Genomic DNA, 22,968 nt, shown 5'->3' on the forward strand with positions numbered 1-22,968 from the left:
AAAGGGGCCTCGAAGGCCCCTTTTCTTTTGGTCTTTTCGAATGGCCGACGGTCAGTTGGTTTCCGTGAACTTGGCCACCGTCAGGAAGGTAACGGCATTACCGCTGAACTGGTTGGCGCGTTCAGTCGGCAGATTGCCGCGCTGGAACCCTGCCGTGTAGACCATGGCCGGTGCAGAGCGCATTGCATCATTGCGCAAGACCGGATTGGTCACCGGCACGGTGCTCGACACTGATTCCGTCGACATAGCGACTTCCGAAGTCGGCATCACGGCTGGCTGGACAACCGCACGCGGCTTGGACTGAGCCTTGGCCACATAACGCCCGCCTTTAGCGGTGGTGCGGACGCCGGTTTCGGCGGCCTTGCCAATCGCCGCGACCTGTTTATGGACTGCTGCTGGTGCGGTCGCCGTGGGCTTGGCCGATGCCGTACGGGCAACCGAAGCCGTCTGCACCGGTGCCGGAACCTGTTTCGGCGCAGCATCTGCAACCGGCTTGCTGTCATAATCGTCGTCCGAAGGCGGTGCGATCAGTTCACCGATCTCGTCTTTCTTGGAAAGCAAGGCAAGTTGCGTATTGGCGCGCGGCGCTTCCTTCGGCAGCGGGAAAGCTGCCGTTTCACCCGGCTGAGGCACAGCCACATTGCCTGCATCGGCAACCTGGGTCGGTTCGGCCTGCTCGCTATTGACCAGCGCGGCAATCGCGTCCTGACCGCTTGCGGCAGGGTTTTCACCCGGACGTGCCGGACGTGCCGACGGGATCACTGCGGCTGCAAGCTGCACATTGTCCGTTTCAAGCTGTGGGCGGGCCGATGGGATCGGCACAAAACCATTCATCAGCGGCGAAGGCGTACCGGCATCGGCAACCTGAACCGTGTTCGCATCGACCGCAGCGCGGGCGGCAGCCGCGGCATCGGCGGCAGGTTCGGCTGCGGCCAGCGCAACGGCATCCTGCGGTGCCATTGCCGGCTTGCGGGCCGGGATCGGAACATTGAGCGCAGCAACCGGAACTTCGGCTGCGGCCTGCGCCTGGGCATCAAGGCCCGTTTCCGGACGCGGCGCCTGCACTGGAAGCGGAGCGTCACGGGCTGGCAGAGCGGCAACCATGGTTTCACGCGGCTGCTGGACCGGCTCCTCCGGAACCGCTTCCGGGGCCTGACGCACAGGCGCTGCGCGAGCCGGACGGGCGGTCGCCGGTGGGGCACCTACATCGCCAGTATCTTCTTCTTCATCAGCGCCGCCGCCAAACAATGCACCGAACAGGCTCTTGCTGCGACGTGGGGCGGAATTGCTGGCCACCATGACCTCGCCGCCACCAGCCTTGCGCTTTTCGATCATGGCCAGTGCCTGCTCATAGCCAGGCAACGGCTTGCCGTCTGCCGGAAGGTGGGCAGTCTTGCCATCGGGGAACAGTGCGAGCAACTCGCGACGGCTCATGCGCGGCCAGGAGCGAACATTGCCGACGTCCATATGGACGAATGGCGAACCGGAACGCGGATAATAGCCGACACCACCGATCTGATAGCGCATGCCGATGCCGCGCAGCTTCGCCAGTGGAACACCGGGGATGTAAAAGTCCATTGCGCGGCCAAGCATGTGCTGGCTCTTCTTGGCAACCCCGGTATGCGCCGAGCGCGAACGCAGCATGGCGTTGGTGGCCGGTGAACGATAAGCGGAGACGACAGTGATATACTGGCTCGATCCGCTGGAGCGATAAACCTGCCAGACCAGATCGAACAGGCGCGGGTCCATCTTTGTCGGCTCGTTACGGCGCCAGTCACGCAGGAAAACGTTCAGCTTCTTCAAGCCCTGGGCATCGAAGCGCCCGTTCCTCTTGAAAACGATTTCCGCCTTTTCGCCCGTATGGACGTAATAAAGCTTGAGAGAACGGGTTTCAGCCGAAGCCTGCGAAGGAGACAGCGCCATGAGAACCGCAGCAGCGGCAAGGGCAGACGGAACAGACATAGATGCCTTCATCCCGGTCCAAACCTTCGCAAAGCGCGCTTTAATGGTCGATATGCTGTTCATCGAATCGTATCGCCTTACCGTTTTTCCGCCCCAGAAGCATTCTCCAGGCATCCCTCGGGACTTTCTTTGTGGTGCCACAAAAAGCCTGCGTCCCAGTTCCGCTCGAGCTCCGATTGTCGGATTTAATGGTTAATGGACGCTTAGTGAACAACAAATGAGGAAACACCATGGCAAAAAAGCCACACACGTGCATCTATTTTCACCATGGTTAAAAAATTATTAACAGTCTTTAATCCGCAACACCACCTGCGAAGGGCTACAGCGAATCCATCATAAATAACTAAAATTCAATCAGTTAGATGCGGTTTGACTAGCTGGCGGCACGGTTGAAAGGGGTGTTTTCACCCTCTTCCTCACCCCCCAACCCCTTGCCGGAAATCGACGCCACATCGATGCCATATTCCTTCAATTTCCGGTAAAGCGTGGTTCTTCCGATACCTAAACGCCGGGCAACCTCGCTGATCTGACCGTCATAATGAGCGATCGCGAACCGGATCATCTCTTCTTCGGCCGCAGCAAGCGTGCGCACCTCACCTGCTCCATCGACCCCGCTGAACAAGCCTGCCGAAGCGCTCACGCTTGGATCGTGATCGACAAGATTGAACCGCGCGGACTGCTGTGCAGTCCTTGCCGTCTCGGTCCCTGTACCGATCTGTGCGAAGTCAGCCGCCGTCAGTTCGCCAGTTTCGCAGAGAAGGACGGCGCGATAAACGGCATTTTTCAGCTCCCGCACATTGCCGGGCCAATGATAGGTCTTCAGCTTTTCCAGCGCATGGGTGGTGATGCCGGTTATGTGCCCCACCCGCTCTTCGCTGACATAGCGCATCATGAACTGATGCAGCAGGATCGGGATATCTTCCAGGCGATTACGCAGCGGCGGCATGGCGACGGCAAAAGAGCCGAGCAAATGGTAGAGACCGGCGTGAAAACGCCCCATATCAACGAGATCGGCCAGGGGACGACTGTTCGATGCCATGATGCGGGCATTGGAAAGCGTGCGCTCACCTCCACCGCCAGCCTCGAACTGGCCGGACTGCATGGCGGCAAAAAGCTTGATCTGCGTATGGCGCGGCAGCGCGCCCACCTCATCAAGGAAAAGCGTACCGCCATCGGCTTCCACAAGCTTTCCGAGGCTGCGGATGACATCATCCTCACGGCGGTCGCGCCGTGCCGTCGAAAAGCCGAAAAAGACTTCGTCGGCATTCTCCACAGTCAGGGTGCGACAATCGACCGTCACGAAAGGACCGCGCCAGCGGGCACCGCCACTGCAAATGGCGCGCGCCAGCGTTTCCTTGCCGCTGCCGGGCTCTCCCTCGATCAGAAGCGGCGCATCGAGCGCCGAAGCGCGACGCGCCAGAATGCCGATCCGCTCCATTTCCGGGCTCTTGATCGCCATGTCGGACAGCGTGAGATGAGATTTCAGGGATGAGCGAGCGCGACGGATCTCCTGCGTCAGCGCGTCAATCTTCAGCACATTGGAAACGGACACCTGTACGCGCTCGAAGGCAACCGGCTTGGTCACGAAATCGACCGCACCCATTTTCATTGCCTGTAGAACCGGCTGCAGATCATCGTTTTGAACCAGAACGATAACGGGAACATTATTTCCAGCTTCGCGCATCCGGCGCAAAACGGTCAGGCCATCCATGTCCGGCATCGACAGATCGAGCAGCATCAGGACGATGTCCTTGCGCTGGCTTACAAAGCTGAGTGCGCTTGCTCCGCCATCCGCAAGAATGGTCCGATAGCCCATGCGCATGACTATCGCTTCCAGATTGCGTCGATGAATCGGATCGTCATCCGCTATGAGTATGCGCGTGGCCATTAACAGCTATCATCAACCTATGGAGTTCCCGCGCCCAAAATCCTTAAACAGTTTAAATGTCTCATATTCCAGGCGCGTTATTTGGGGCCAAGCCTTCAACGAATGCAAGGTACTAAAATGTGCCTTAGTGTCCCATTCACAAAATTTGTATCCTGAATCCACTTTCTGATTCAGGCATTTGCTTTCTGCAATCCACCGCCAGACATAACATAGCAAGAATGCGAGGCGCTTTTCCCACCTCTTGGCGATCCTGGCAAGACATGCGAGAAGGAACCTAATAGGAGTATGTTCATGACCCGCTTTTCAGAATCCGTTTCCTTCAACAAAGTTTTACACGCACCTGCCGGCGATGCGGTTGCCGCCGCAAAGACCGACCTAGGCGCCCTGCCAGAATGGAATCTGGGCGATCTTTATCCGTCTGCGGACAGCGCGGAACTGAAAAGCGACATCGAAAAGGCCATGAAGGATGCAGCGGCTTTCGAGGAACGCTGGAAAGGCAAGCTCGGCGATGAAGCAGCCAAGGCAAATGGCGGCAATTTCGTCGATGCGATCAAGGAATTCGAGGCGCTGGACGAACTGATGGGCCGTATCGGCTCCTTCGCGGGCCTCTATTACTACGGCGACACGTCTGATCCGAAGCGTATGAAGCTTTTCGGCGACGTGCAGCAGAAGCTCACCGACGCCAGCACCCATCTCATTTTCTTCGGCCTGGAACTGAACCGCATCGACGATGCTATTCTCGAAAAGGCGATGAACGACAATGCGGCCATTGGCCATTACCGCCCATGGCTGACCGATCTGCGTATGGACAAGCCGTACCAGCTCGATGACAAGCTGGAGCAGCTTTTCCATGAAAAGTCGATTACCGGCTATAGCGCCTGGAACCGGCTGTTCGATGAAACCATGTCGGGTCTTCGCTTTGAAATCGACGGCGAGGAGCTGAGCATCGAGCCGACGCTGAACATGCTTCAGGATGCCGATGGCGCTGTGCGCAAAAAGGCCTCTGAAGCCTTGGCAAAAACTTTTGCAGCCAATCTGCGCACATTCACACTGATTACCAACACGCTGGCCAAGGATAAGGAAATATCCGATCGCTGGCGCGGTTTTCAGGATATTGCCGATAGCCGTCACCTCGCCAACCGCGTCGAGCGGGAAGTGGTGGACGCGCTGGCCAAGGCGGTGGAAGATGCCTATCCGCGCCTTTCGCACCGCTATTACGCCTTGAAAGCCAAATGGCTCGGCCTTGAAAAGCTTGAAAACTGGGATCGCAATGCGCCGTTGCCGGAAACGCCGCAGGCGCTTATCTCGTGGGATGAAGCGCGCGAAACGGTGCTGTCCGCCTATGGCAATTTCGCACCGGAAATGGCCGAGATTGCGAAGAAGTTCTTCGACAGGAACTGGATTGACGCGCCAGTCCGCCCCGGCAAGGCGCCCGGTGCTTTTGCGCATCCGACTGTTCCGTCTGCGCATCCCTATGTGCTTCTCAACTATATGGGCAAGCCGCGCGATGTGATGACGCTGGCACATGAGCTTGGTCATGGCGTGCATCAGGTTCTGGCGGGCGGTCAGGGCGCGTTGATGGCTTCAACGCCGCTCACGCTTGCTGAAACCGCATCCGTATTCGGCGAAATGCTGACTTTCCGTTCGCTTCTGGAGCGCACGAAAGACAAGCGCGAGCGCAAGGCCATGCTGGCACAGAAGGCCGAGGACATGATTAACACGGTCGTGCGCCAGATCGCCTTCTACCAGTTCGAGCGTCGTGTCCACACCGAGCGCCGCGAAGGCGAACTGACGTCTGAGCGCATCGGCGAAATCTGGATGGATGTACAGCGCGAAAGCCTTGGCGATGCCGTCAATCTCAATCCGGGTTACGAGACCTTCTGGACCTATATCCCGCATTTCATCCATTCGCCGTTCTATGTCTATGCCTATGCTTTCGGTGACTGTCTGGTGAACTCGCTCTATGCGGTTTACCAGAACTCGGAAAAGGGCTTCCAGCAGAAGTATTTCGACATGCTGAAGGCTGGCGGCACCAAGCACCACAAGGAATTGCTTGCGCCGTTCGGTCTGGATGCAAGCGATCCGAATTTCTGGAGCAAGGGCCTGTCGGTGATCGAAGGCATCATCGACGAGCTTGAAGCCATGGAAGACTGAGCACTTGCGTGACTCACCAAAGCAATAAGCCGCTTATCCTGTTCCGGGATGACAAGGCGGGCCGCGATGTGCTTTTCACGGCCCCCTCATCGATCATTCGCGCCGACATACCTGATGAATTTGAACCCGCATGGGATGCGATGCAGGCGGCCCATAATGCCGGAAAATGGCTTGCGGGTTATCTATCCTATGAAGCCGGCTATCTTCTCGAGCCCAAGCTGAAGCCGTTGCTGCCAGAGGGGCGCGATGCCCCGCTTCTCTGCTTCGGCGTGTTCGATGGCCCTTCCGACCAGTCTATGCACGGCCGCGGCGAAGACAATGCCACCTTTCTGCGCAATCCGGTCGCGCAATGGTCGTTTGACGACTATGCGCCCCGCTTCGAACGCTTGCACCAGCACTTGCGCGAAGGCGATTGCTATCAGGGCAACCTCACCTTTCCGATCCATGCGGAATGGGGCGGCGATCCGCTGATTCTGTTCAACATGCTCGCAAAGCGCCAGCCGGTCCGCTATGCGACCTATTGCGATCTCGGTGGGCCGATTGTCCTGTCGCGCTCGCCGGAACTTTTCTTTGAAGTCGACGGCGACGGGTGGATTGAAACCCATCCGATGAAAGGCACCATGCCGCGCGGTGCGACACCTGAAGAAGACGAGCAGAACCGCCAGTTTCTGCTGAACGACCCGAAGAACCAGGCCGAAAACCGCATGATCGTCGATCTGCTTCGCAACGACATTTCGCTTGTCAGCGAAGTGGGATCGCTGGACGTGCCGGAACTCTTCCGCGTCGAAACCTATCCTACGGTTCACCAGATGATCAGCCGCGTGCGGGCCAGGCTGAAAGAAAGCCTGCCACTGCGTTCGCTTTTTGCCGCCTTGTTCCCGTGCGGCTCGATCACCGGCGCGCCGAAGATCAGCGCCATGGAAATCTTGCGCAAGCTGGAAACCGGGCCGCGCGACATCTATTGCGGCTCGCTCGGCTGGATCGAGCCAAGCGGACGGATGCGTTTCAACGTTGCTATTCGCACGATCTCGCTTCTCGATGAAAATCGTGCGATCTTCAATGTCGGGGGTGGCGTGGTCTTCGATTCCACGGCGCAAGCGGAGTACGAGGAATGTCTTCTGAAAGCACGGTTCGCGGCATTGTCGAGCCACATGGGGCACAGGCCGTAATCATGGAGCCGGATTATCAGCTCATCGAAACCATGCGCTGGGAGCCGCTCTCCGGCGTTTTGCGCTTCGATCTGCATATGGCGCGGCTTGAGAATTCTGTCCGTGAACTTGGCTTTTCCTGCAATATGGAAGCCGTCCGGCAGAAGATTGCGGAAAGCGGAACCGGTGAACAAGCCCTGAAACTGCGGCTGACGCTTGCGCCGGACGGGGTCGCCACGGTCTCCAGCACTCCATACGAACCACTCTCCTGCCAGACGATCTGGCGGATCGCAATTGCCCGCACACATCTCGATCACAACGATCTCCTGCTGCGTCACAAAACGACGCGGCGGCAGGCTTATATCGCCGCACGCGAGGAGTATTCACCGGCGGAGGTCGACGAGGTCATCCTGCTCAATGATCGGGGCGAAGTCTGCGAAGGAACAATTACGTCGATATTTCTCGATGTTGGCGGCACGACCTGCACGACACCCGCTCTTTCATGCGGCCTCCTTGACGGAGTGTTGCGCCGCGAATTGCTGAACAACAATGTCGTCGAAGAGGGTATCGTTACCGTTGAAGCGCTCAAAAGCGCGCGCAACATTCTCGTCGGCAATTCGCTGCGCGGTATGATCCGCGCGAAGCTGGTCGAGGCTTAAAAAGCTAAAACACGTTAAACATGTATTGATGTCATCGACTTGTGACGTTTCTTTCTTTCTATGAAGTTGTGTTATCGTTCCCGCGCATAAGCTAAACCGGGCTAAGGATAACCCGACACCGCAATCCTGCGGCTCTCAAGAGGAAGAAAATGGCGAAAGCGAAATGGCAAGTCTATGGCGAGATAACCGGCCCCGTCATCATGATCGGCTTTGGGTCGATCGGGCGCGGTACCCTGCCGCTGATTGAGCGTCATTTCAAATTCGACAAAACCCGCATGGTCGTGATCGATCCGAGCGAAGCCAACCGCAAGATCCTCGACGACAAGGGTATTCGCTTTCTCAAGGAAGCGATCACCAAGGACAATTACAAAAAAGTTCTCGGGCCTCTTCTGAAAGAAACAGAAGGCCAGCCTTTCATCGTCAATCTTTCGGTCGATACCGGATCACTCGATCTGATGCGTTACGCCCGAGAGCATGGCGCGCTTTATATCGACACGGTGGTGGAACCATGGCTCGGCTTCTATTTCGATACCGATGCCGACAATGCCTCGCGCACCAATTATGCGCTGCGAGAAACGGTTCGCGCTGAAAAGCGCAAGAACCCCGGCGGTACGACCGCCGTTTCCTGCTGCGGCGCCAATCCGGGCATGGTCTCGTGGTTCGTCAAGAAAGCGCTCGTTGATCTTGCGACTGAACTGAAGCTCGATTTCGCCGAACCGGCAGCCGATGACCGCCACGGCTGGGCGAAACTGATGAAAAAGGCAGGCGTCAAGGGCATTCACATCGCGGAGCGCGACACCCAGCGCGCAAAAGAGCCGAAGCCTTTCAACACGTTCTGGAATACATGGTCCGTCGAAGGGTTTATTGCTGAAGGCTTACAACCGGCAGAGCTTGGTTGGGGCAGCCATGAAAAATGGATGCCCAAGAATGCCCGCAAACAGAAGAAGGGCAACAAGGCCGCAATTTTCCTCGAACAGCCCGGCGGCAATACCCGTATTCGCACCTGGTGTCCGACGCTCGGCGCGCAATATGGCTTGCTCGTCACCCACAATGAAGCGATCTCCATCGCCGATTTTTTCACGCTGCGCGACAAGAAGGGCAAGCTCGACTTCCGCCTCACCTGCCATTATGCTTATCATCCGAGCAATGATGCCATTCTGGCGCTTGATGAAATGTTTGGCGCTGCTGGCCGGGCGCAACCTGTGCAGCATGTTCTTGAAGAGCATGAAATTCTGGACGGCAGCGACGAACTCGGCGTGCTGCTCTATGGCCACGAAAAGAATGCCTATTGGTACGGCTCGCAGTTAACCGTCGAGGAAGCGCGCAAACTTGCGCCTTATCAGAATGCAACCGGACTGCAGGTTTCCTCGGCTGTTCTGGCGGGCATGGTCTGGGCGCTGGAAAATCCACGAAGCGGTATCGTCGAGACCGACGAGATGGATTACCGTCGCTGCCTCGAAGTTCAGATGCAATATCTAGGCCCATTGAACGGCTATTACACCGACTGGACGCCACTGGAAGGTCGCGGTCATCTGTTCAAGGAAGACCTCGATACCAAGGACCCATGGCAATTCCGGAATATTCTGGTTCGCTAAACTGAATAACTGCCCGGCAAAGCCGGGCAGTTTTCATTGCGGCAGTTTCGCAACAATCGCGTAATCCTCACATTGAGGGCTTGTTTTCGTGCAAGTTTCAATACATCAAACTAATCATCCCCGAGCGGTTCCAATCAGCACGGAATCGTTGAAGCCGCTCTGAGTACTTGGTTTTACGCATTTCAAAGGTCAGACATCGTACAGTTCTGGCCGGAGATGTTCTAATGGAGAGCATGGATATGAAACGCTTCCGCATCATTGCCCCTCTTGCAGTCATGTCGCTGGCGTTGGCCGCGTGTGAAACGACTGGCCCGGTTGGCGGCAATGCCCCGACCGTCTCTCGCGCCCCGGCAGGCATCGAAGGCAGTTGGGTGGATCCAAACGGCATCGTTTCGTCATTCAACGGCGGTATTTTCGAGACCCGCTCCACCGATACGAACGAAAAGCTTGCCGAGGGCAACTACCGTTACCAGTCGCCGCAGCTTGTTGAAATCGACATGCGCTCCATCGTGCGCGGTACGTCGTCGAAAGTGAACTGCGCACTCGTCTCGCCGACGCAGCTTAACTGCACGTCATCGTCGGGCTCGCGCTTCTCCCTGACGCGTCGTGCTGCAGCATAAGCACCCGATATCTTGCGTAATTTTCAAATATTTACGGCGCGGGAAACACCCGCGCCGATAGAATTTCGCAAGCGGCAATTGTCAGGATTGTAATTTGTCTTTTTTTCTCTAGTTTTCCGGCTGAACAGGAGTCGGAAGATGAGTGAGATGGATAAAGTGCAGGAGAAACCCAGCCAGACGACCAAACCGGAGATGCAGGCAAAACTGCCGAAGGTCGGTGTCCTGCTGGTCAATCTCGGCACACCGGATGGCACGGATTATGGCCCGATGCGCCGTTATCTGGCCGAGTTTCTCTCGGACCGCCGTGTCATCGAATGGCCGCGGCTCATCTGGTATCCGATCCTTTACGGCATCGTTCTCAACACTCGCCCGAAGCGTTCCGGCAAGCTTTACGACCGTATCTGGAACCGCGAGAAAAACGAATCCCCGCTGCGGACCTATACCCGCGCGCAGGGTGAAAAGCTTGCCAAGGCGCTTACCGACTATCCGAACGTGGTCGTGGACTGGGCAATGCGCTATGGCCAGCCCTCCATTGAAAGCGTGACCGACCGCCTGCTGCAGCAGGGTTGCGAGCGGATCGTCATGTTCCCCCTCTACCCGCAATATTCGGCAACGACGACCGCGACGGTGAATGACAAGTTCTTCGAAGCGCTCATGAAAAAACGCTTTCAGCCGGCAGTGCGTATCGTTCCATCCTATGAAACGGAATCCGTTTATATCGAAGCACTGGCCCGCTCCATCGAGAAGCATCTGGAAACACTTTCCTTCAAGCCGGAAGTGATCCTTGCATCCTATCACGGCATTCCGAAAAGCTATTCGGACAAAGGTGATCCCTACCGCCAGCAATGTCTTGAAACATCACGTCTTTTGCAGGCCCGGCTGGGCCTTGATGACAGCCAATTTCGCTCCACATTCCAGTCACGCTTCGGCCCGGAAGAATGGCTCCAGCCCTATACCGACGAAACGGTGGAAGAACTGGCCAAACACGGGGTCAAGTCGATGGCTGTTCTCAATCCGGGTTTCGTTGCCGACTGTCTGGAAACAGTGGATGAGATCGGCAATGAGGCCGCTGAAGAATTTCTTGAAAACGGCGGCGAAAATTTCAGCCACATTCCTTGTCTCAACGACAGCGAAGACGGCATGAAGGTCATCGAGACACTGGTGCGTCGCGAATTGCAGGGATGGGTGTAAGGAAGTAAGGCAATAGGTAATTAGGGCAGTATGTTTGCCTCGCTAAAGCATCTATTGTCATATAGCCCTACTGCCTTATTGCCTTAAAAGGGAAATAATCAATGACCGGTTTCGATATCACGCTGCTCATTCTGGCTGCACTGGTTCTGGCAACGCTGTTTGCCGGTATCAAGACCGTGCCGCAGGGGTTCAACTACACGGTTGAGCGGTTCGGACGCTATACGCGCACCCTCAATCCCGGCCTCAATCTTATCGTGCCGTTTTTCGACCGCATCGGGGCACGCCTCAACATGATGGAGCAGGTGCTCGATGTGCCGACGCAAGAGGTTATCACCCGCGATAACGCTATTGTCGGCGTTGACGGCGTGGCTTTCTATCAGGTGCTGAACGCAGCGCAGGCAGCCTATCAAGTAGCGAACCTGCAATATGCGATCCTCAATCTGACCATGACCAATATCCGCACCGTCATGGGCTCGATGGATCTCGATGAACTGCTATCGAACCGCGATGCGATTAATGATCGCCTGCTGCGTGTCGTCGACGAGGCCGCCCATCCGTGGGGCCTTAAAATGACCCGCGTGGAAATCAAGGATATCAATCCGCCGGAAGATATCGTCACCTCGATGGCGCGTCAGATGAAGGCGGAGCGTGACAAGCGCGCGCAGGTTCTTGAAGCCGAGGGCGATCGTAACGCACAGATTCTGCGTGCTGAAGGTCAAAAGCAGTCACAGATTCTCGAAGCTGAAGGCAAGCTGGAAGCGGCCAAACGCGAAGCAGAGGCACGCGAACGTCTGGCCGAAGCAGAAGCGAAGGCCACCACCATGGTTTCCGATGCCGTTGCCAACGGCAATGTGCAGGCGCTTAACTACTTCGTGGCGCAGAAATATACGGAAGCGCTCAGCAATATCGCCAGCGCCAAGAACCAGAAGATCGTACTGATGCCGCTTGAGGCAAGCTCCCTCATCGGTTCGCTCGGCGGCATTGGCGCAATTGCCAAGGAAGTCTTTGGCGATGGCAGCAGGCCGGTCGACCCGGCACCACAGCCACCGAACCCTTCCCGTCCGCGCAGCGTTCCGTCCGCTGGACGCTAAAGCTGCTCAACAAAAGGAAGAGAGGGCGCCATGATTATTGAATATCTGTCCGGTCTCGGCATCTGGAACTGGCTCGTTTTCGGGCTGATCCTGCTGATACTGGAAATCTCGGCGCCGGGCTTCTTCTTCATCTGGTTCGGGCTTGCAGCGCTTGTGACCGGTGCGCTTGCCTTTCTCCTGTCTTCGACAATAGGATTTGGCTGGCAGTTTCAGACGGTCGTTTTTCTGGTTCTGGCGGTTATTTTCGTGCTGGCGGGACGTCGTTTCTTCGGATCGCGCAGCACCGATGCCGATGAACCCTTGCTCAATCGTCGTGGCGAGCAACTCGTCGGCCAGCGTACCACCTTGACGGAGCCGATCGTCAATGGTCGCGGGCGTATCCGTATCAACGATACGATGTGGCGCGTGAAAGGCCCCGATCTGCCAGCCGGAACAGAAGTCCGGATCGTTGCCTTCGATCCGGTTTCGCTGGAGATTGAAGTTGCTGAATAGGGGAATAGGGGAATAGGGGAATAGGGGAATAGGGGAATAGGGGAATAAAAAGGAATCGGATAAGCTAAAGCAAGTGATTTTTAGCTTACTCCCTTACTCCCTTACTCCCTTACTCCCTTACTCCCTTACTCCCTTACGCCACGCCTATCCGCAACAGATCGTGGAAATGCACGAGCCCGATGGGGCGCCCGGCGTCCACCACGATCAGCGCGCCAATATGATTTTCATTGATGGTGTTGAGTGCCGCGGTCGCCAGCATGTTCTGGTCAACCGTCTTGGGCTTGCGCGTCATGATGTCGTCAACCGCCAAAGCCGCAAGATTGCGGCTCAGATTGCGCGAGATGTCGCCATCTGTGACGATGCCCGCCAGATCGCCACCATCATCGACAACCACCACACAGCCAAAGCTCTTTTGCGCCAGAACCTTCATCGCGTCCGGCAGGGACGTACCCACTTTAACCAGCGGGAGACGTTCGCCGCGATGCATGATATCGCGGATATGGATGAGACTTGCTCCGAGCGAACCACCGGGATGAAAGGTCTTGAAATCGCTCGGTGTGAAGCCCCGCGCTTCCAGAAGCGCGATGGCCAGCGCATCACCGATGGCAAGCTGCATCATGGTCGAGGTTGTTGGCGCCAGACCGTGCGGGCAGGCTTCAGCCGTTTTCGGCAGGAGCAGCACAACATCCGCCGCGCGACCGAGCGCCGAATTCTCGCCTGCGGTAATTGCGATCAGCGGAATGCGGAAGCGCTGCGAATAATTGACGATCCCCTTCAATTCCGCCGTTTCGCCTGACCAAGATATGGCCAGAATGACATCGTCGCGGCCGATCATACCGAGATCACCGTGATTGGCTTCTGCCGAATGCACGAAGAATGCCGATGTGCCAGTGGAGGCAAAGGTGGCGGCAAGCTTGGAACCAATATGGCCGCTCTTGCCCACGCCCGTCACGACCAACCGTCCATTTGAGGCGACAATACGCTTCACCGCTTCGACAAAAGGGCCGGAAAGGCCATCATTCAGCGCTTCTTCAAGCGCCGTGAGGCCCGCATTTTCGGTCTTTATGGTACGCAGCGCCGAAGCGATGGCCGCTTCCGCATCTGCCGGAGGGATGATCTGATCGAGCTTTTCCATGGCGGCAAGGGTTAACTTCTTCGCAGCCGGTTGTCCAAACATTTGTGCTGTGTACATGGTCATGAATTAGGCCACAGCAACCAAGAATTAACCATGTGCCTTTACCGTTCATCTACCACGTTGCGACGGTTTGAAAACACGATATGCTTTTTGCCAAGACCCCATCTGGCGGTTCGACGCCCATTGCCCGCAGGCTGCAAAGCCTGTTTTTGTCGGGCATGGCGATGGCAATCTGTCATGGTTCTGCATTTGCTCAGGAAGCTTATCTGCGCGGAAGCGTCGCCGAAGATGTGCTTTCCGCATCTTCGCCGGAAACGCTTGCAAATCGCGGACTTGCCGCGCCCGGATATGACGACGGCGCCGGCGAGACGACTGACGACACTTATACCCCGCCTGAAAACACGACAGCGGCAGACCCGGCAACCGCAACACAAGCCGCTCCGACAGTTCCCATGCCGCAGGACCGTCAGCCGCTTCAGCCCGACAATATTCGCGTCGGCTCGATCGATACCGAGACAAGCGAAGAGACGGGTCGCGCGCAGCGTGAAAACCTCCGGCAATCGCCCGAACAGGGGCGCGGCTCCACGCAGGAAGCCGATCCTTTCGCGCCGGTCGGCATTCGCACCGGTTCGTTCATCCTGCGGCCGTCGCTGGAACAGGGTATCCGTGCCACAACCAACGGCGACAATAGCGCAAGCGGTTCCAGCGCTGTTCTCAACGAAACCACATTGCGGCTCAATGCACAGTCGGACTGGGCGCGTCATCAGGCAACGCTCGACGCATCGGGCACCTGGGCCAAGTCCATTTCGGGAGAAGACGTCTCCGAACCACAGGTCGACATTCAGGGTAAGCTGCGCTTCGATCTTGGCGACCAGACGACCGTCAACACTGGCGCAGGCTACAGGCTGCGTCGCGAAAGCGCGTCGAGTCCTAACGGGGTCGTCGGCGCCTTGCAGCGGCCTCTGGTTCATACCCTCAACGGAAGTCTCGGCGTCGAACGCGATATGGGCCTGATTTTCGGCAGTGCAACCGGGCGGGTCGAGCACAATATCTACGGCGATGCGGAGCTGTCATCCGGCGGTACGGTCAGCCAGAAGGACCGCGACAACACCTATGCCAGTATTACGCTGCGCGGCGGCTTCAGCCTGTCCCCGGCGATCAAGCCCTTCACCGAAGTTGAATTGGGCAAACGCATCTTCGACGAGAAGGTGGACAGTAATGGCTATGAGCGCAGTGGATCGCAATTTGCCCTGCGCGGCGGCATGATGCTGGATATGGGTGAGAAGCTGAACGGCGAATTCGCCGCCGGTTACATGCGTGCAAACAGCGATGATTCTCGTCTCAGCGACATCAGCGGCCCGTCGATCAATGCGGCGCTCAACTGGTCCCCGTTGCGCGGAACCGATGTACGCCTCTATGCGCAAACACTCGTCGATACCTCGACCACGCCCGGCATTGCCGGGTCGCTCCTTCATTTTGCAAGCCTCGATGTCACCCGCCGCATACGCTCCGACCTCAGCCTCAATGGCAGGCTCGATGCAAATATCCGTCAGAACAAGGATGGTACCGGAACCGATTACACGATCGGCGCGCAGATCGGCGCAACCTACTGGATCAATCGGTTTGTCGGGCTGGATGCACGCTTGCGCCACGAGTTCCTGACGAGCAAAATCTCCGACCGCGAATATAGGGCTGACAGCGTCTATCTCGGCGTGAAGGTGCAGCGCTAGAGCATGTCTCCCGAAAGTGGGAACCGGTTTCGGGATAAAGACATGCTTAAAAACAAACAGATAGAGACGAAACGGCACCCCTTCCGGGATGCCGTTTTATCGTGCGTTTAAGCAAGCCAGAACAGAATACACGCCATGCCGAACCCAAGAAGCCCGATAAGGGTTTCCAGCACGGTCCAGGTTTTCAGTGTTGTCTTGACGTCCATGTTGAAGAAACGCCCGACGAGCCAGAAGCCTGAATCGTTGACATGGGACAGCATGACGGACCCTGCAGCAAGCGCGATCACCACCGCTGCCGTCTCAAGCCCGTGATATCCGGCGGCCTGAACGGCAGGCTGGATAAGCCCGGCAGCCGTTATCAGCGCCACTGTCGCCGATCCCTGCGCCACACGCAAAATCGTTGCAATCAGGAAACCTGCCACAATGACAGGCAGTCCCGTATTGGCGAATGCACTGGACAAGGCGTCACCAATGCCGGAAGCACGCAGGACACCGCCAAACATGCCGCCTGCACCCGTAATCAGGATGATGGAACACACCGGACCGAGTGCCGAATCGAGAATGCGTTCAACGCTGGCAAGGTCTCTGCCGCGTCGTGGTCCCAGCACGTAGGAGGCCACCAGCACTGAAATCAGCAGAGCAACCGGCGTCGATCCGATCATTCGAGCCAGTTGATACCAATTGGCATCGGCACTGACCCAGCCTTGCGCGCGGGCAAAATCGAGGCCCGTATTGATGAAGATGAGAACCAGCGGCAGCAAAAGAAGCAATATGACCAGACTGGAGCTCGGAGGGTTTGCGGCCTCTTCTGCGTTCTTCCCGGCATCAAAACTGTCAGGGATAGGAAGATTGATCCGCTTGCCGATCCACGCGCCAAAAAGATGTCCGGCAATGAACCAGACAGGTATGACGACCACGATCCCGACGAGGATGAGAAGCCCCACATCTGCACCCAGAAGCTCGGATGCGGCCACCGGGCCCGGATGCGGCGGCACGAAAACATGCATCACCGAAAAGGCCGCTGCGACCGGAATACCGTAGAGAAGCAGGCTTCCCTTGAGGCGTCGCCCAACGGTGAAGACCACGGGAAGCATCACGACCAGCCCTGCATCGAAAAAGATCGGAAAGCCGAAGATGAGCGATGCGATGCCAAGCGCCATGGGCGCGCGTTCTTCGCCGAACCGCCGGATGAGATCGTCTGCGAGCGCCTGCGCGCCGCCGGATATTTCAAGCAAACGCCCCAGCATCGCACCAAGGCCAACCAGCAGCGCCACCCCGCCAAGGGTTGATCCGAAGGCGGACGTGATGGTCGTCAGAATATTCCCTGCGGGAATGCCTGTCGCCAGCGCCGTCAGAAGGCTGACGATCACAAGTGCTACGAAGGCATGGACGCGAAACCGGATGATGAGCAAAAGCAATAATAGGACGGCGCCAACCGCTATCGAGATGAGCGCGCCTGCACCCAACGTCTGCTGGAATTCCTGCATGCTTTATTCCTTATGTGGGGGAGGAACCTGGTTGATCGATTGCACCCGAAAATGTTTCACACTTTTTGAGGGACCTACTAGGTCAAAACCCTATTGTCATTGTAAAAAAAAGCAAGTTTCACGGAAATCTTACCATCAACCATAAAAAAACGCCCCCTTTTCAGGGGGCGTATTCAAAGACCAGACCGATTCTATCAGGCTGGTTTGATGGTATTCAGCAGATTACCGATCGAGCCTTCGACCGAAGGACGAATGTCGTTGCGCCACAGCGCGAAGGCAACATTGGCCTCGATGAAGCCAGCCTTGGAGCCGCAATCGAATGTCAGGCCTTGATAATCGAAGCCGAAGAATTTCTGGGCGTCGGCGAGCTTCAGCATTGCATCCGTGAGCTGAATTTCGTTGCCAGCGCCCTTTTCCTGCTTGCTCAGCAGTTCAAAGATCTCCGGCTGCAGAATGTAGCGGCCATTGATGTAGAGATTGGAAGGGGCCGTGCCCTTGGCAGGCTTTTCAACCATCTGCGTGATCTCGAAACCGCTGCCGATGGCTTCACCCTTGCCGACGATACCGTATTTATGCGCTTCTTCCGGATCGCATTCCTGCACGGCAATGACGTTGCCGCCGGTCTTTTCGTAAAGCTCGACCATCTCCTTCAGGCAACCCTTTTTGGACTGCATGACCATATCCGGCAGCAGGAGAGCGAAGGGTTCATCGCCAACGAGTTCGCGGGCGCACCAGACCGCATGGCCAAGGCCGAGCGGCACCTGCTGGCGGGTGAAGCTGGTGGTGCCTGGTTGCGGCTGGATATCCTGCAAATGCTCAAGCTCAGCCTTCTTACCGCGCTCGGCAAGCGTGGAATAAAGCTCAACCTGCGCATCGAAATAGTCTTCGATGACCGCCTTGTTGCGCCCAGTGACGAAAATCAGATGTTCGATACCAGCTTCGCGCGCCTCATCGACCACGTACTGGATGACGGGCTTATCCACGACCGTCAGCATTTCTTTGGGGATGGATTTGGTGGCAGGCAAGAAGCGAGTGCCAAGACCTGCGACAGGGAATACGGCCTTACGGATTTTGCGGATCGAACTCATTCCTCTCCTCGATTTCACTATTTCAGGTTTGCTATCAAAGCATTGAAACGACTGAATTTCAAATAAGGCCTTTTCATTAAAGAACGACGAAATTGCGTGACCCATCCCATCACATTCAATGACCCGACCTTAATGTTGCTTGATTCAAAAATTTTTCGAAACTTCAGGCAAATTTTGAAGCAAGGCCGGTGATGGTAAACCAATTGCTAACCGACAAGTTCTAATTTGAACGTTCAACAGTTCGATCCGGAATTTTCTGCTGGCTCAACTTCAACACAGGATGGTATTAATTGATTAATGCAATCCGGGGCGAGCAGAATCCAGGTCGAAGGGAAACGCGCCGGTATCGGCTAAATTTGATTGCAGAAGGGAAACACAGAATGCTGCGATTTCCATTCACGGTGGGCCAGACGATGAAGCTGAAAGCAGCTGCAACGGTTGCGATAGCTGTGCTCGCCTCAACGCTGACAACCGGTTCCGCACTGGCTGATGCGCAATTTCGCCAATGGGTCGCCAGTTTTCGGCCTGTCGCCATAAAGGCAGGTGTTTCGCCGTCCACTTTCGATCGCGCATTTCGTGGTGTGGACGCGCCAGACCCCGTCGTGCTGCAGAAGGCACGTTATCAACCCGAATTCACCGAACCGGTCTGGAACTATGTCGATAACCGCGTGAACGAGCATTCCGTCTCGGTTGGCCAGAGCATGGCCCGCAAATGGGGCCCGTGGCTTCAGCGCATCGAGCAGCGTTTCTCGGTCGACCGCAATATTCTGCTCGCCATCTGGTCGATGGAAAGCAATTACGGCGAAATTCTCAAGCGCGATGACGTCATGCGCGACGCCGTGCGCTCGCTGGCAACGCTTGCCTATGCGGACCAGCGCCGCGCCAAATATGGCCGCACACAGCTCATTGCCGCGATGAAGATCCTCCAGACCGGCGACATTGACCGCGGCCATCTTTCCGGCTCATGGGCCGGTGCGCTCGGCCACACGCAATTCATTCCAACCAGCTATCAGGCCTATGCCGTCGATGTGGACGGCAATGGCAAACGCGACATCTGGAACTCCGTTCCCGATGCGCTTGGCACAGCGGCAAATCTTCTGCAGCGCAATGGCTGGCAGCCGGGCCGTAGCTGGGGCTACGAAGTCGCGCTGCCGCAGGGACGCAAGTTCCCTTCCGGCTCGCTTTCTATCGCCGAGTGGCAGAAGATCGGTCTCGTCCGGGCCAATGGGCGCGCCTTTCCTGATCCCAACGAAAAGGCAACGCTGAAAGTGCCGGATGGCCGTCAGGGCCCCGCCTTCCTGATGACGAAGAACTTCTTCGTCTTGAAGCGCTATAACAACGCCGACAAATACGCACTTGCCGTCGGTCTGCTTGCCGACCGCATCGGTGGCTATCAGGGATTGCGTCAGGACTGGAATCGCCCGTTCACACCGATTACCATGGATGAGCGACAGGAGTTGCAGACGCATCTGAAAGCACTCGGCTATTATGACGGTAATATCGACGGCAAAATCGGCTCCACTTCGCGGGCCGCTATCGAGGCATTCCAGCAGCGCAATGGACTTCAGCCAGACGGTCATCCGAGCAAGGAAGTTCTGTCGGTCCTGCGCCGTCGCTAGGGTCTGATTCTGACATTTGCGTCCCTCAGATACAGGCGCCGAGCAAATGTCGGAATTGTAAAGACCACGAGTAATTTAATGTATCTATTGGATTGAATTATCGAATGGGGCACACTTGTTCAGAAGTGCGCCCCATTTTGTTTTTCCAAGCAGCCAAGCTAATATACAAGCCATGAAGGCAAGACGGATGCGCGAAAATCGGATTGTGAGGCGACTGGTCAACGCTGCTGGCGTCATGCTTGCGGTGGCAGCGCTGATGTTTTCAGGCATCGCCACGGCATCCGCACAGGAACGTCCGCGCACACTTTTCGATCTCCTATTCGGCTCGCGGCAAGCGCAACCGCAGCGTCAATATCAGCAGCCCTCTCCACAACGCGCCCGGCCAAAGGCCAAGCGCTCCAAAGCGAGTTCTCCCGCTTCACGCCCGGCACCGCCACCAGCGACGAGCCCTGCGGTCGAGTTTGTGGAGAAAAAGCCGGACGCAAAGAAAATCCTCGTAGTCGGTGACTTCATCGGCAATGGTCTGGCCGAAGGCCTCGACATCGCTTTCGCGTCGGACCCTGACTTCCAGATCGTAACCCGGATAAATGGCTCCTCCGGCTTTGTGCGCAACGATCATTTCGACTGGCCCGACAATATCGGCAAGATATTGGACGAGGAGAAACCGGCTGCTGTCGTCGTGATGATCGGCTCCAACGACAGGCAGGCGATCACCGAGAAGGGCGCGAGCCTGCCGCCGCGGTCGCCGGAATGGAACGAGGAATATCAAAAGCGCGTCACCGCCTTCATCAAGGTAATCAACGACAAGCATTTTCCTCTGGTGTGGATCGGTCAACCGCCGTTCCGCCCGAAAGGCATGTCGCAGGATATGCTGGCGCTCAATGAAATCTATCGCAACGCCACCGAAAAGGCGGGCGGAAAATTTGCCGATGTCTGGGATGGCTTCGTCGATGAAGAAGGCAATTTTACCCAGACGGGTTTCGATATTAACGGTCAGACCGCGCGTTTGCGCGGCAATGACGGCATCAACATAACTTCGGCTGGTAAACGCAAGCTCGCTTTCTATGCGGAAAAGCCGCTTCGCGCCTATCTCGGCGGTGCAAAGGAAGAAGACCAGCCTCTGCCCGCCGCAGGCACTCATGACCCGTCCAAACCGGTTGATCGTGTTGCGCCGGTCAGCATTCGGGACGTCGACAAGGATGAAAGCGGCGTTCTGCTTGGCGGCAGCCTCGTTGCGCGTCCGCAAGATCCACGCCCGGCCCGGAATGAGAGCAAGCCTTCACCCGGACGGGCAGACGATTTTTCCTGGCCGCAGAAGAGCGCAAATCCCTAAATTTTTGAGCCAAGTCAGCGTGATAGAGCTATCACTTTATTGATAGCCAGCGGCTTTCTCTATTCAATATGATTCTAATTGCTACATTCCGCGCTGTTCACAGGAGTGCTTTCATCGTCTATCAGAAGGCACCGTCTGCCTGAAAGGGCTGGACAGGAAGGACGCTTTTCCTCGCCCGAGCGAGGTTGTTTTCAGCGTCCGCCAGAAACAAGAGGCGTTTGAATGAATATCGCATCAAAGCCTTCTGTCGATCCACATCGGGAGGAGGAACCCCATCTTGCACGTAATCTGTCCAATCGACATCTGCAACTGATCGCCATCGGTGGCGCCATCGGCACCGGCCTTTTCATGGGGTCGGGCAAGACCATTTCGCTGGCAGGCCCTTCGATCCTGCTTGTCTATGCGATCATCGGCTTCATGCTGTTTTTCGTCATGCGCGCACTGGGCGAAATCCTGCTGTCCAATCTCGAATATCGTTCCTTTGCGGATTTCGCAGGCGATTATCTCGGGCCATGGGCTCAGTTCTTCACCGGCTGGACCTATTGGTTGTGCTGGATTGTGACCGGCGTGGCCGATGTGGTTGCCGTTTCGGGCTATGTCTCATTCTGGTTCCCGGAACTGGCGCTCTGGATACCGGCGCTCGGTCTGATTTTCACGCTTCTGGCGCTCAATCTGCCAACCGTGCGCAATTTCGGTGAAATCGAATTCTGGTTCGCTCTCATCAAGATCGTCGCCATTGTCGGGTTGATTATTGCGGGTGTGTACATGCTCTCGACCGGCTTTACCCTGCCCAATGGCAGCCAGGCATCGGTCGCCCATCTGTGGAACCATGGCGGGTTCTTCCCCAACGGTTTCCTGGGCTTTGTTGCCGGTTTCCAGATCGCAGTTTTCGCCTTCGTCGGTATCGAACTGGTCGGCACCGCCGCTGCGGAAACCAAGGACCCTGTGCGCAATCTGCCCAAGGCGATCAACTCCATTCCGATTCGCGTGGTGCTGTTCTATCTCGGCGCGCTGTTCGTCATCATCACGGTCATTCCCTGGGATCAGGTCGACCCGAATTCGAGCCCGTTCGTCGCCATGTTCTCGCTCGCCGGTCTCGGCATTGCAGCCCATGTCGTGAATTTCGTCGTGTTGACTTCGGCAACGTCGAGCGCAAATTCCGGCATTTACTCAACCTCGCGCATGATCTACGGCCTTGCCACTTCCAAACTTGCGCCGAAGGCGCTCGGCAAGCTGAACAAGCGGAAAGTACCGGTGAACTCGCTGTTCTTCTCGTGTGTTTTCCTGCTGGCAGGCGTGGTTCTGCTTTATGCTGGCCAGAGCATCATCGAAGCCTTCACAATCGTCACGACGATTTCAGCGCTACTTTTCATCTTCATCTGGTCGGTCATTCTGGCGTCATATCTGCAATACCGTCGCAAGCGCCCGGACCTGCATGAAAAGTCCACTTTCAAAATGCCCGGCGGGCGCGCAGCCGTCGTGATGGTCTTTGCCTTCTTCGCCTTCATTCTCTGGGCGCTGGCGCAAGAGCCGGACACCGCAGCCGCACTGAAAGTCACGCCGCTTTGGTTCGTGCTTCTCGCCATCGCCTATCTGGTGATGAAGTCGCGACGCAGCCAAGACTGATCCCCAAAAGACACAAAAAAGCCCGGAGGAAACTCCGGGCTTTTTATTTTCAGTGCGCTCATAAAAGCTGATGAGATTGCGGCACTGGCGAGCCGAAAATGGTGGAGTTTGAGAACCGGAGCGGAGGGTACTTAAAGGTACATGAGCACC

General features: G+C 56.7%; 17 protein-coding genes. 12 read left to right on the forward strand and 5 right to left on the reverse strand.

The features are described 5' to 3' along the window. Nucleotides 1-51: 51 nt before the first annotated feature. Entirely contained in the window at nucleotides 52-1,974 is a 1,923-nt protein-coding gene (locus tag F9K94_RS05875) for a DUF882 domain-containing protein (protein WP_151645300.1), read from the reverse strand. Between the two features lie 361 nt (nucleotides 1,975-2,335). After that, complete coding sequence (locus tag F9K94_RS05885; protein ID WP_151644249.1) at nucleotides 2,336-3,850, reverse strand: sigma-54-dependent transcriptional regulator; 1,515 nt, start codon at nucleotides 3,848-3,850, stop codon at nucleotides 2,336-2,338. A 291-nt stretch (nucleotides 3,851-4,141) separates the two neighbouring features. Here F9K94_RS05885 and F9K94_RS05890 point away from each other — a divergent pair, with 291 nt between their 5' ends. From F9K94_RS05890 to F9K94_RS05925, 8 genes are all read left to right on the forward strand, one after another. After that, a complete protein-coding gene (locus F9K94_RS05890) occupies nucleotides 4,142-6,004 on the forward strand; it encodes a M3 family oligoendopeptidase (protein WP_151644251.1) in 1,863 nt (620 codons plus the stop codon). Nucleotides 6,005-6,012: 8 nt separating this feature from the next. Continuing rightward, complete coding sequence (locus F9K94_RS05895; protein ID WP_151644253.1) at nucleotides 6,013-7,173, forward strand: aminodeoxychorismate synthase component I; 1,161 nt, start codon at nucleotides 6,013-6,015, stop codon at nucleotides 7,171-7,173. Continuing rightward, the gene (locus F9K94_RS05900; protein ID WP_151644255.1) at nucleotides 7,116-7,811 is read left to right on the forward strand and encodes an aminotransferase class IV family protein; all 696 of its coding nucleotides are present in this window, start codon (nucleotides 7,116-7,118) and stop codon (nucleotides 7,809-7,811) included. The genes F9K94_RS05895 and F9K94_RS05900 overlap by 58 nt, the downstream gene beginning before the upstream one ends. Nucleotides 7,812-7,960: 149 nt before the next feature. Continuing rightward, nucleotides 7,961-9,406, forward strand: a complete 1,446-nt coding sequence (locus tag F9K94_RS05905; protein ID WP_061347608.1) for a homospermidine synthase — start codon at nucleotides 7,961-7,963, stop codon at nucleotides 9,404-9,406. A gap of 239 nt (nucleotides 9,407-9,645) precedes the next feature. Then, the gene (gene omp10 / locus F9K94_RS05910; RefSeq protein ID WP_061347697.1) at nucleotides 9,646-10,026 is read left to right on the forward strand and encodes an outer membrane lipoprotein Omp10; all 381 of its coding nucleotides are present in this window, start codon (nucleotides 9,646-9,648) and stop codon (nucleotides 10,024-10,026) included. 138 nt (nucleotides 10,027-10,164) lie between these two features. Beyond that, entirely contained in the window at nucleotides 10,165-11,217 is a 1,053-nt protein-coding gene (gene hemH, locus F9K94_RS05915; protein ID WP_151644257.1) for a ferrochelatase, read from the forward strand. Nucleotides 11,218-11,318: 101 nt separating this feature from the next. Next, nucleotides 11,319-12,308, forward strand: coding sequence for an SPFH domain-containing protein (locus F9K94_RS05920; RefSeq protein ID WP_151644259.1), 990 nt, complete (start codon nucleotides 11,319-11,321; stop codon nucleotides 12,306-12,308). Between the two features lie 30 nt (nucleotides 12,309-12,338). Continuing rightward, nucleotides 12,339-12,800: an NfeD family protein gene (locus tag F9K94_RS05925; RefSeq protein WP_151644261.1), complete on the forward strand. Its 462-nt coding sequence runs from the start codon at nucleotides 12,339-12,341 to the stop codon at nucleotides 12,798-12,800. A 133-nt stretch (nucleotides 12,801-12,933) separates the two neighbouring features. On the opposite strand, the gene F9K94_RS05930 is transcribed toward F9K94_RS05925, so the two are convergent. After that, nucleotides 12,934-13,935 (reverse strand): KpsF/GutQ family sugar-phosphate isomerase, encoded by a 1,002-nt coding sequence (locus F9K94_RS05930; RefSeq protein ID WP_151645302.1) that lies wholly within the window; start codon nucleotides 13,933-13,935, stop codon nucleotides 12,934-12,936. A 143-nt stretch (nucleotides 13,936-14,078) separates the two neighbouring features. Here F9K94_RS05930 and F9K94_RS05935 point away from each other — a divergent pair, with 143 nt between their 5' ends. Then, nucleotides 14,079-15,665 (forward strand): outer membrane beta-barrel protein, encoded by a 1,587-nt coding sequence (locus F9K94_RS05935; RefSeq protein WP_151644263.1) that lies wholly within the window; start codon nucleotides 14,079-14,081, stop codon nucleotides 15,663-15,665. A gap of 107 nt (nucleotides 15,666-15,772) precedes the next feature. Here F9K94_RS05935 and F9K94_RS05940 read toward each other — a convergent pair whose 3' ends face one another. Beyond that, nucleotides 15,773-17,152: a GntP family permease gene (locus tag F9K94_RS05940; protein WP_151556379.1), complete on the reverse strand. Its 1,380-nt coding sequence runs from the start codon at nucleotides 17,150-17,152 to the stop codon at nucleotides 15,773-15,775. A gap of 194 nt (nucleotides 17,153-17,346) precedes the next feature. Then, the gene (gene galU / locus F9K94_RS05945) at nucleotides 17,347-18,240 is read right to left on the reverse strand and encodes a UTP--glucose-1-phosphate uridylyltransferase GalU (RefSeq protein WP_151644265.1); all 894 of its coding nucleotides are present in this window, start codon (nucleotides 18,238-18,240) and stop codon (nucleotides 17,347-17,349) included. 380 nt (nucleotides 18,241-18,620) lie between these two features. On the opposite strand from galU, the gene F9K94_RS05950 reads away from it, so the two are divergent. From F9K94_RS05950 to cycA, 3 genes are all read left to right on the forward strand, one after another. Beyond that, the gene (locus F9K94_RS05950; RefSeq protein ID WP_151644267.1) at nucleotides 18,621-19,859 is read left to right on the forward strand and encodes a lytic murein transglycosylase; all 1,239 of its coding nucleotides are present in this window, start codon (nucleotides 18,621-18,623) and stop codon (nucleotides 19,857-19,859) included. 187 nt (nucleotides 19,860-20,046) lie between these two features. Continuing rightward, nucleotides 20,047-21,192, forward strand: coding sequence for an SGNH/GDSL hydrolase family protein (locus F9K94_RS05955; RefSeq protein ID WP_151644269.1), 1,146 nt, complete (start codon nucleotides 20,047-20,049; stop codon nucleotides 21,190-21,192). Nucleotides 21,193-21,414: 222 nt separating this feature from the next. Beyond that, a complete protein-coding gene (gene cycA / locus F9K94_RS05960) occupies nucleotides 21,415-22,818 on the forward strand; it encodes a D-serine/D-alanine/glycine transporter (protein ID WP_151644271.1) in 1,404 nt (467 codons plus the stop codon). Nucleotides 22,819-22,968: the final 150 nt, after the last annotated feature.

Origin of the sequence: Brucella tritici (assembly GCF_008932285.1) — a bacterium.
Taxonomy (GTDB): Bacteria; Pseudomonadota; Alphaproteobacteria; order Rhizobiales; family Rhizobiaceae; genus Brucella; species Brucella tritici.

Bases quoted from the DNA above. Each gene is read 5' to 3' on its own strand.
- galU (WP_151644265.1), bottom strand. From the start codon at position 18,240: ATGAGTTCGATCCGCAAAATCCGTAAGGCCGTATTCCCTGTCGCAGGT.
- F9K94_RS05890 (WP_151644251.1), top strand. From the start codon at position 4,142: ATGACCCGCTTTTCAGAATCCGTTTCCTTCAACAAAGTTTTACACGCA.
- F9K94_RS05900 (WP_151644255.1), top strand. From the start codon at position 7,116: ATGTCTTCTGAAAGCACGGTTCGCGGCATTGTCGAGCCACATGGGGCA.
- omp10 (WP_061347697.1), top strand. From the start codon at position 9,646: ATGAAACGCTTCCGCATCATTGCCCCTCTTGCAGTCATGTCGCTGGCG.
- cycA (WP_151644271.1), top strand. From the start codon at position 21,415: ATGAATATCGCATCAAAGCCTTCTGTCGATCCACATCGGGAGGAGGAA.
- F9K94_RS05935 (WP_151644263.1), top strand. From the start codon at position 14,079: ATGCTTTTTGCCAAGACCCCATCTGGCGGTTCGACGCCCATTGCCCGC.
- F9K94_RS05940 (WP_151556379.1), bottom strand. From the start codon at position 17,152: ATGCAGGAATTCCAGCAGACGTTGGGTGCAGGCGCGCTCATCTCGATA.
- F9K94_RS05930 (WP_151645302.1), bottom strand. From the start codon at position 13,935: ATGGAAAAGCTCGATCAGATCATCCCTCCGGCAGATGCGGAAGCGGCC.
- F9K94_RS05950 (WP_151644267.1), top strand. From the start codon at position 18,621: ATGCTGCGATTTCCATTCACGGTGGGCCAGACGATGAAGCTGAAAGCA.
- F9K94_RS05955 (WP_151644269.1), top strand. From the start codon at position 20,047: ATGCGCGAAAATCGGATTGTGAGGCGACTGGTCAACGCTGCTGGCGTC.
- hemH (WP_151644257.1), top strand. From the start codon at position 10,165: ATGAGTGAGATGGATAAAGTGCAGGAGAAACCCAGCCAGACGACCAAA.
- F9K94_RS05875 (WP_151645300.1), bottom strand. From the start codon at position 1,974: ATGAAGGCATCTATGTCTGTTCCGTCTGCCCTTGCCGCTGCTGCGGTT.
- F9K94_RS05905 (WP_061347608.1), top strand. From the start codon at position 7,961: ATGGCGAAAGCGAAATGGCAAGTCTATGGCGAGATAACCGGCCCCGTC.
- F9K94_RS05925 (WP_151644261.1), top strand. From the start codon at position 12,339: ATGATTATTGAATATCTGTCCGGTCTCGGCATCTGGAACTGGCTCGTT.
- F9K94_RS05920 (WP_151644259.1), top strand. From the start codon at position 11,319: ATGACCGGTTTCGATATCACGCTGCTCATTCTGGCTGCACTGGTTCTG.
- F9K94_RS05885 (WP_151644249.1), bottom strand. From the start codon at position 3,850: ATGGCCACGCGCATACTCATAGCGGATGACGATCCGATTCATCGACGC.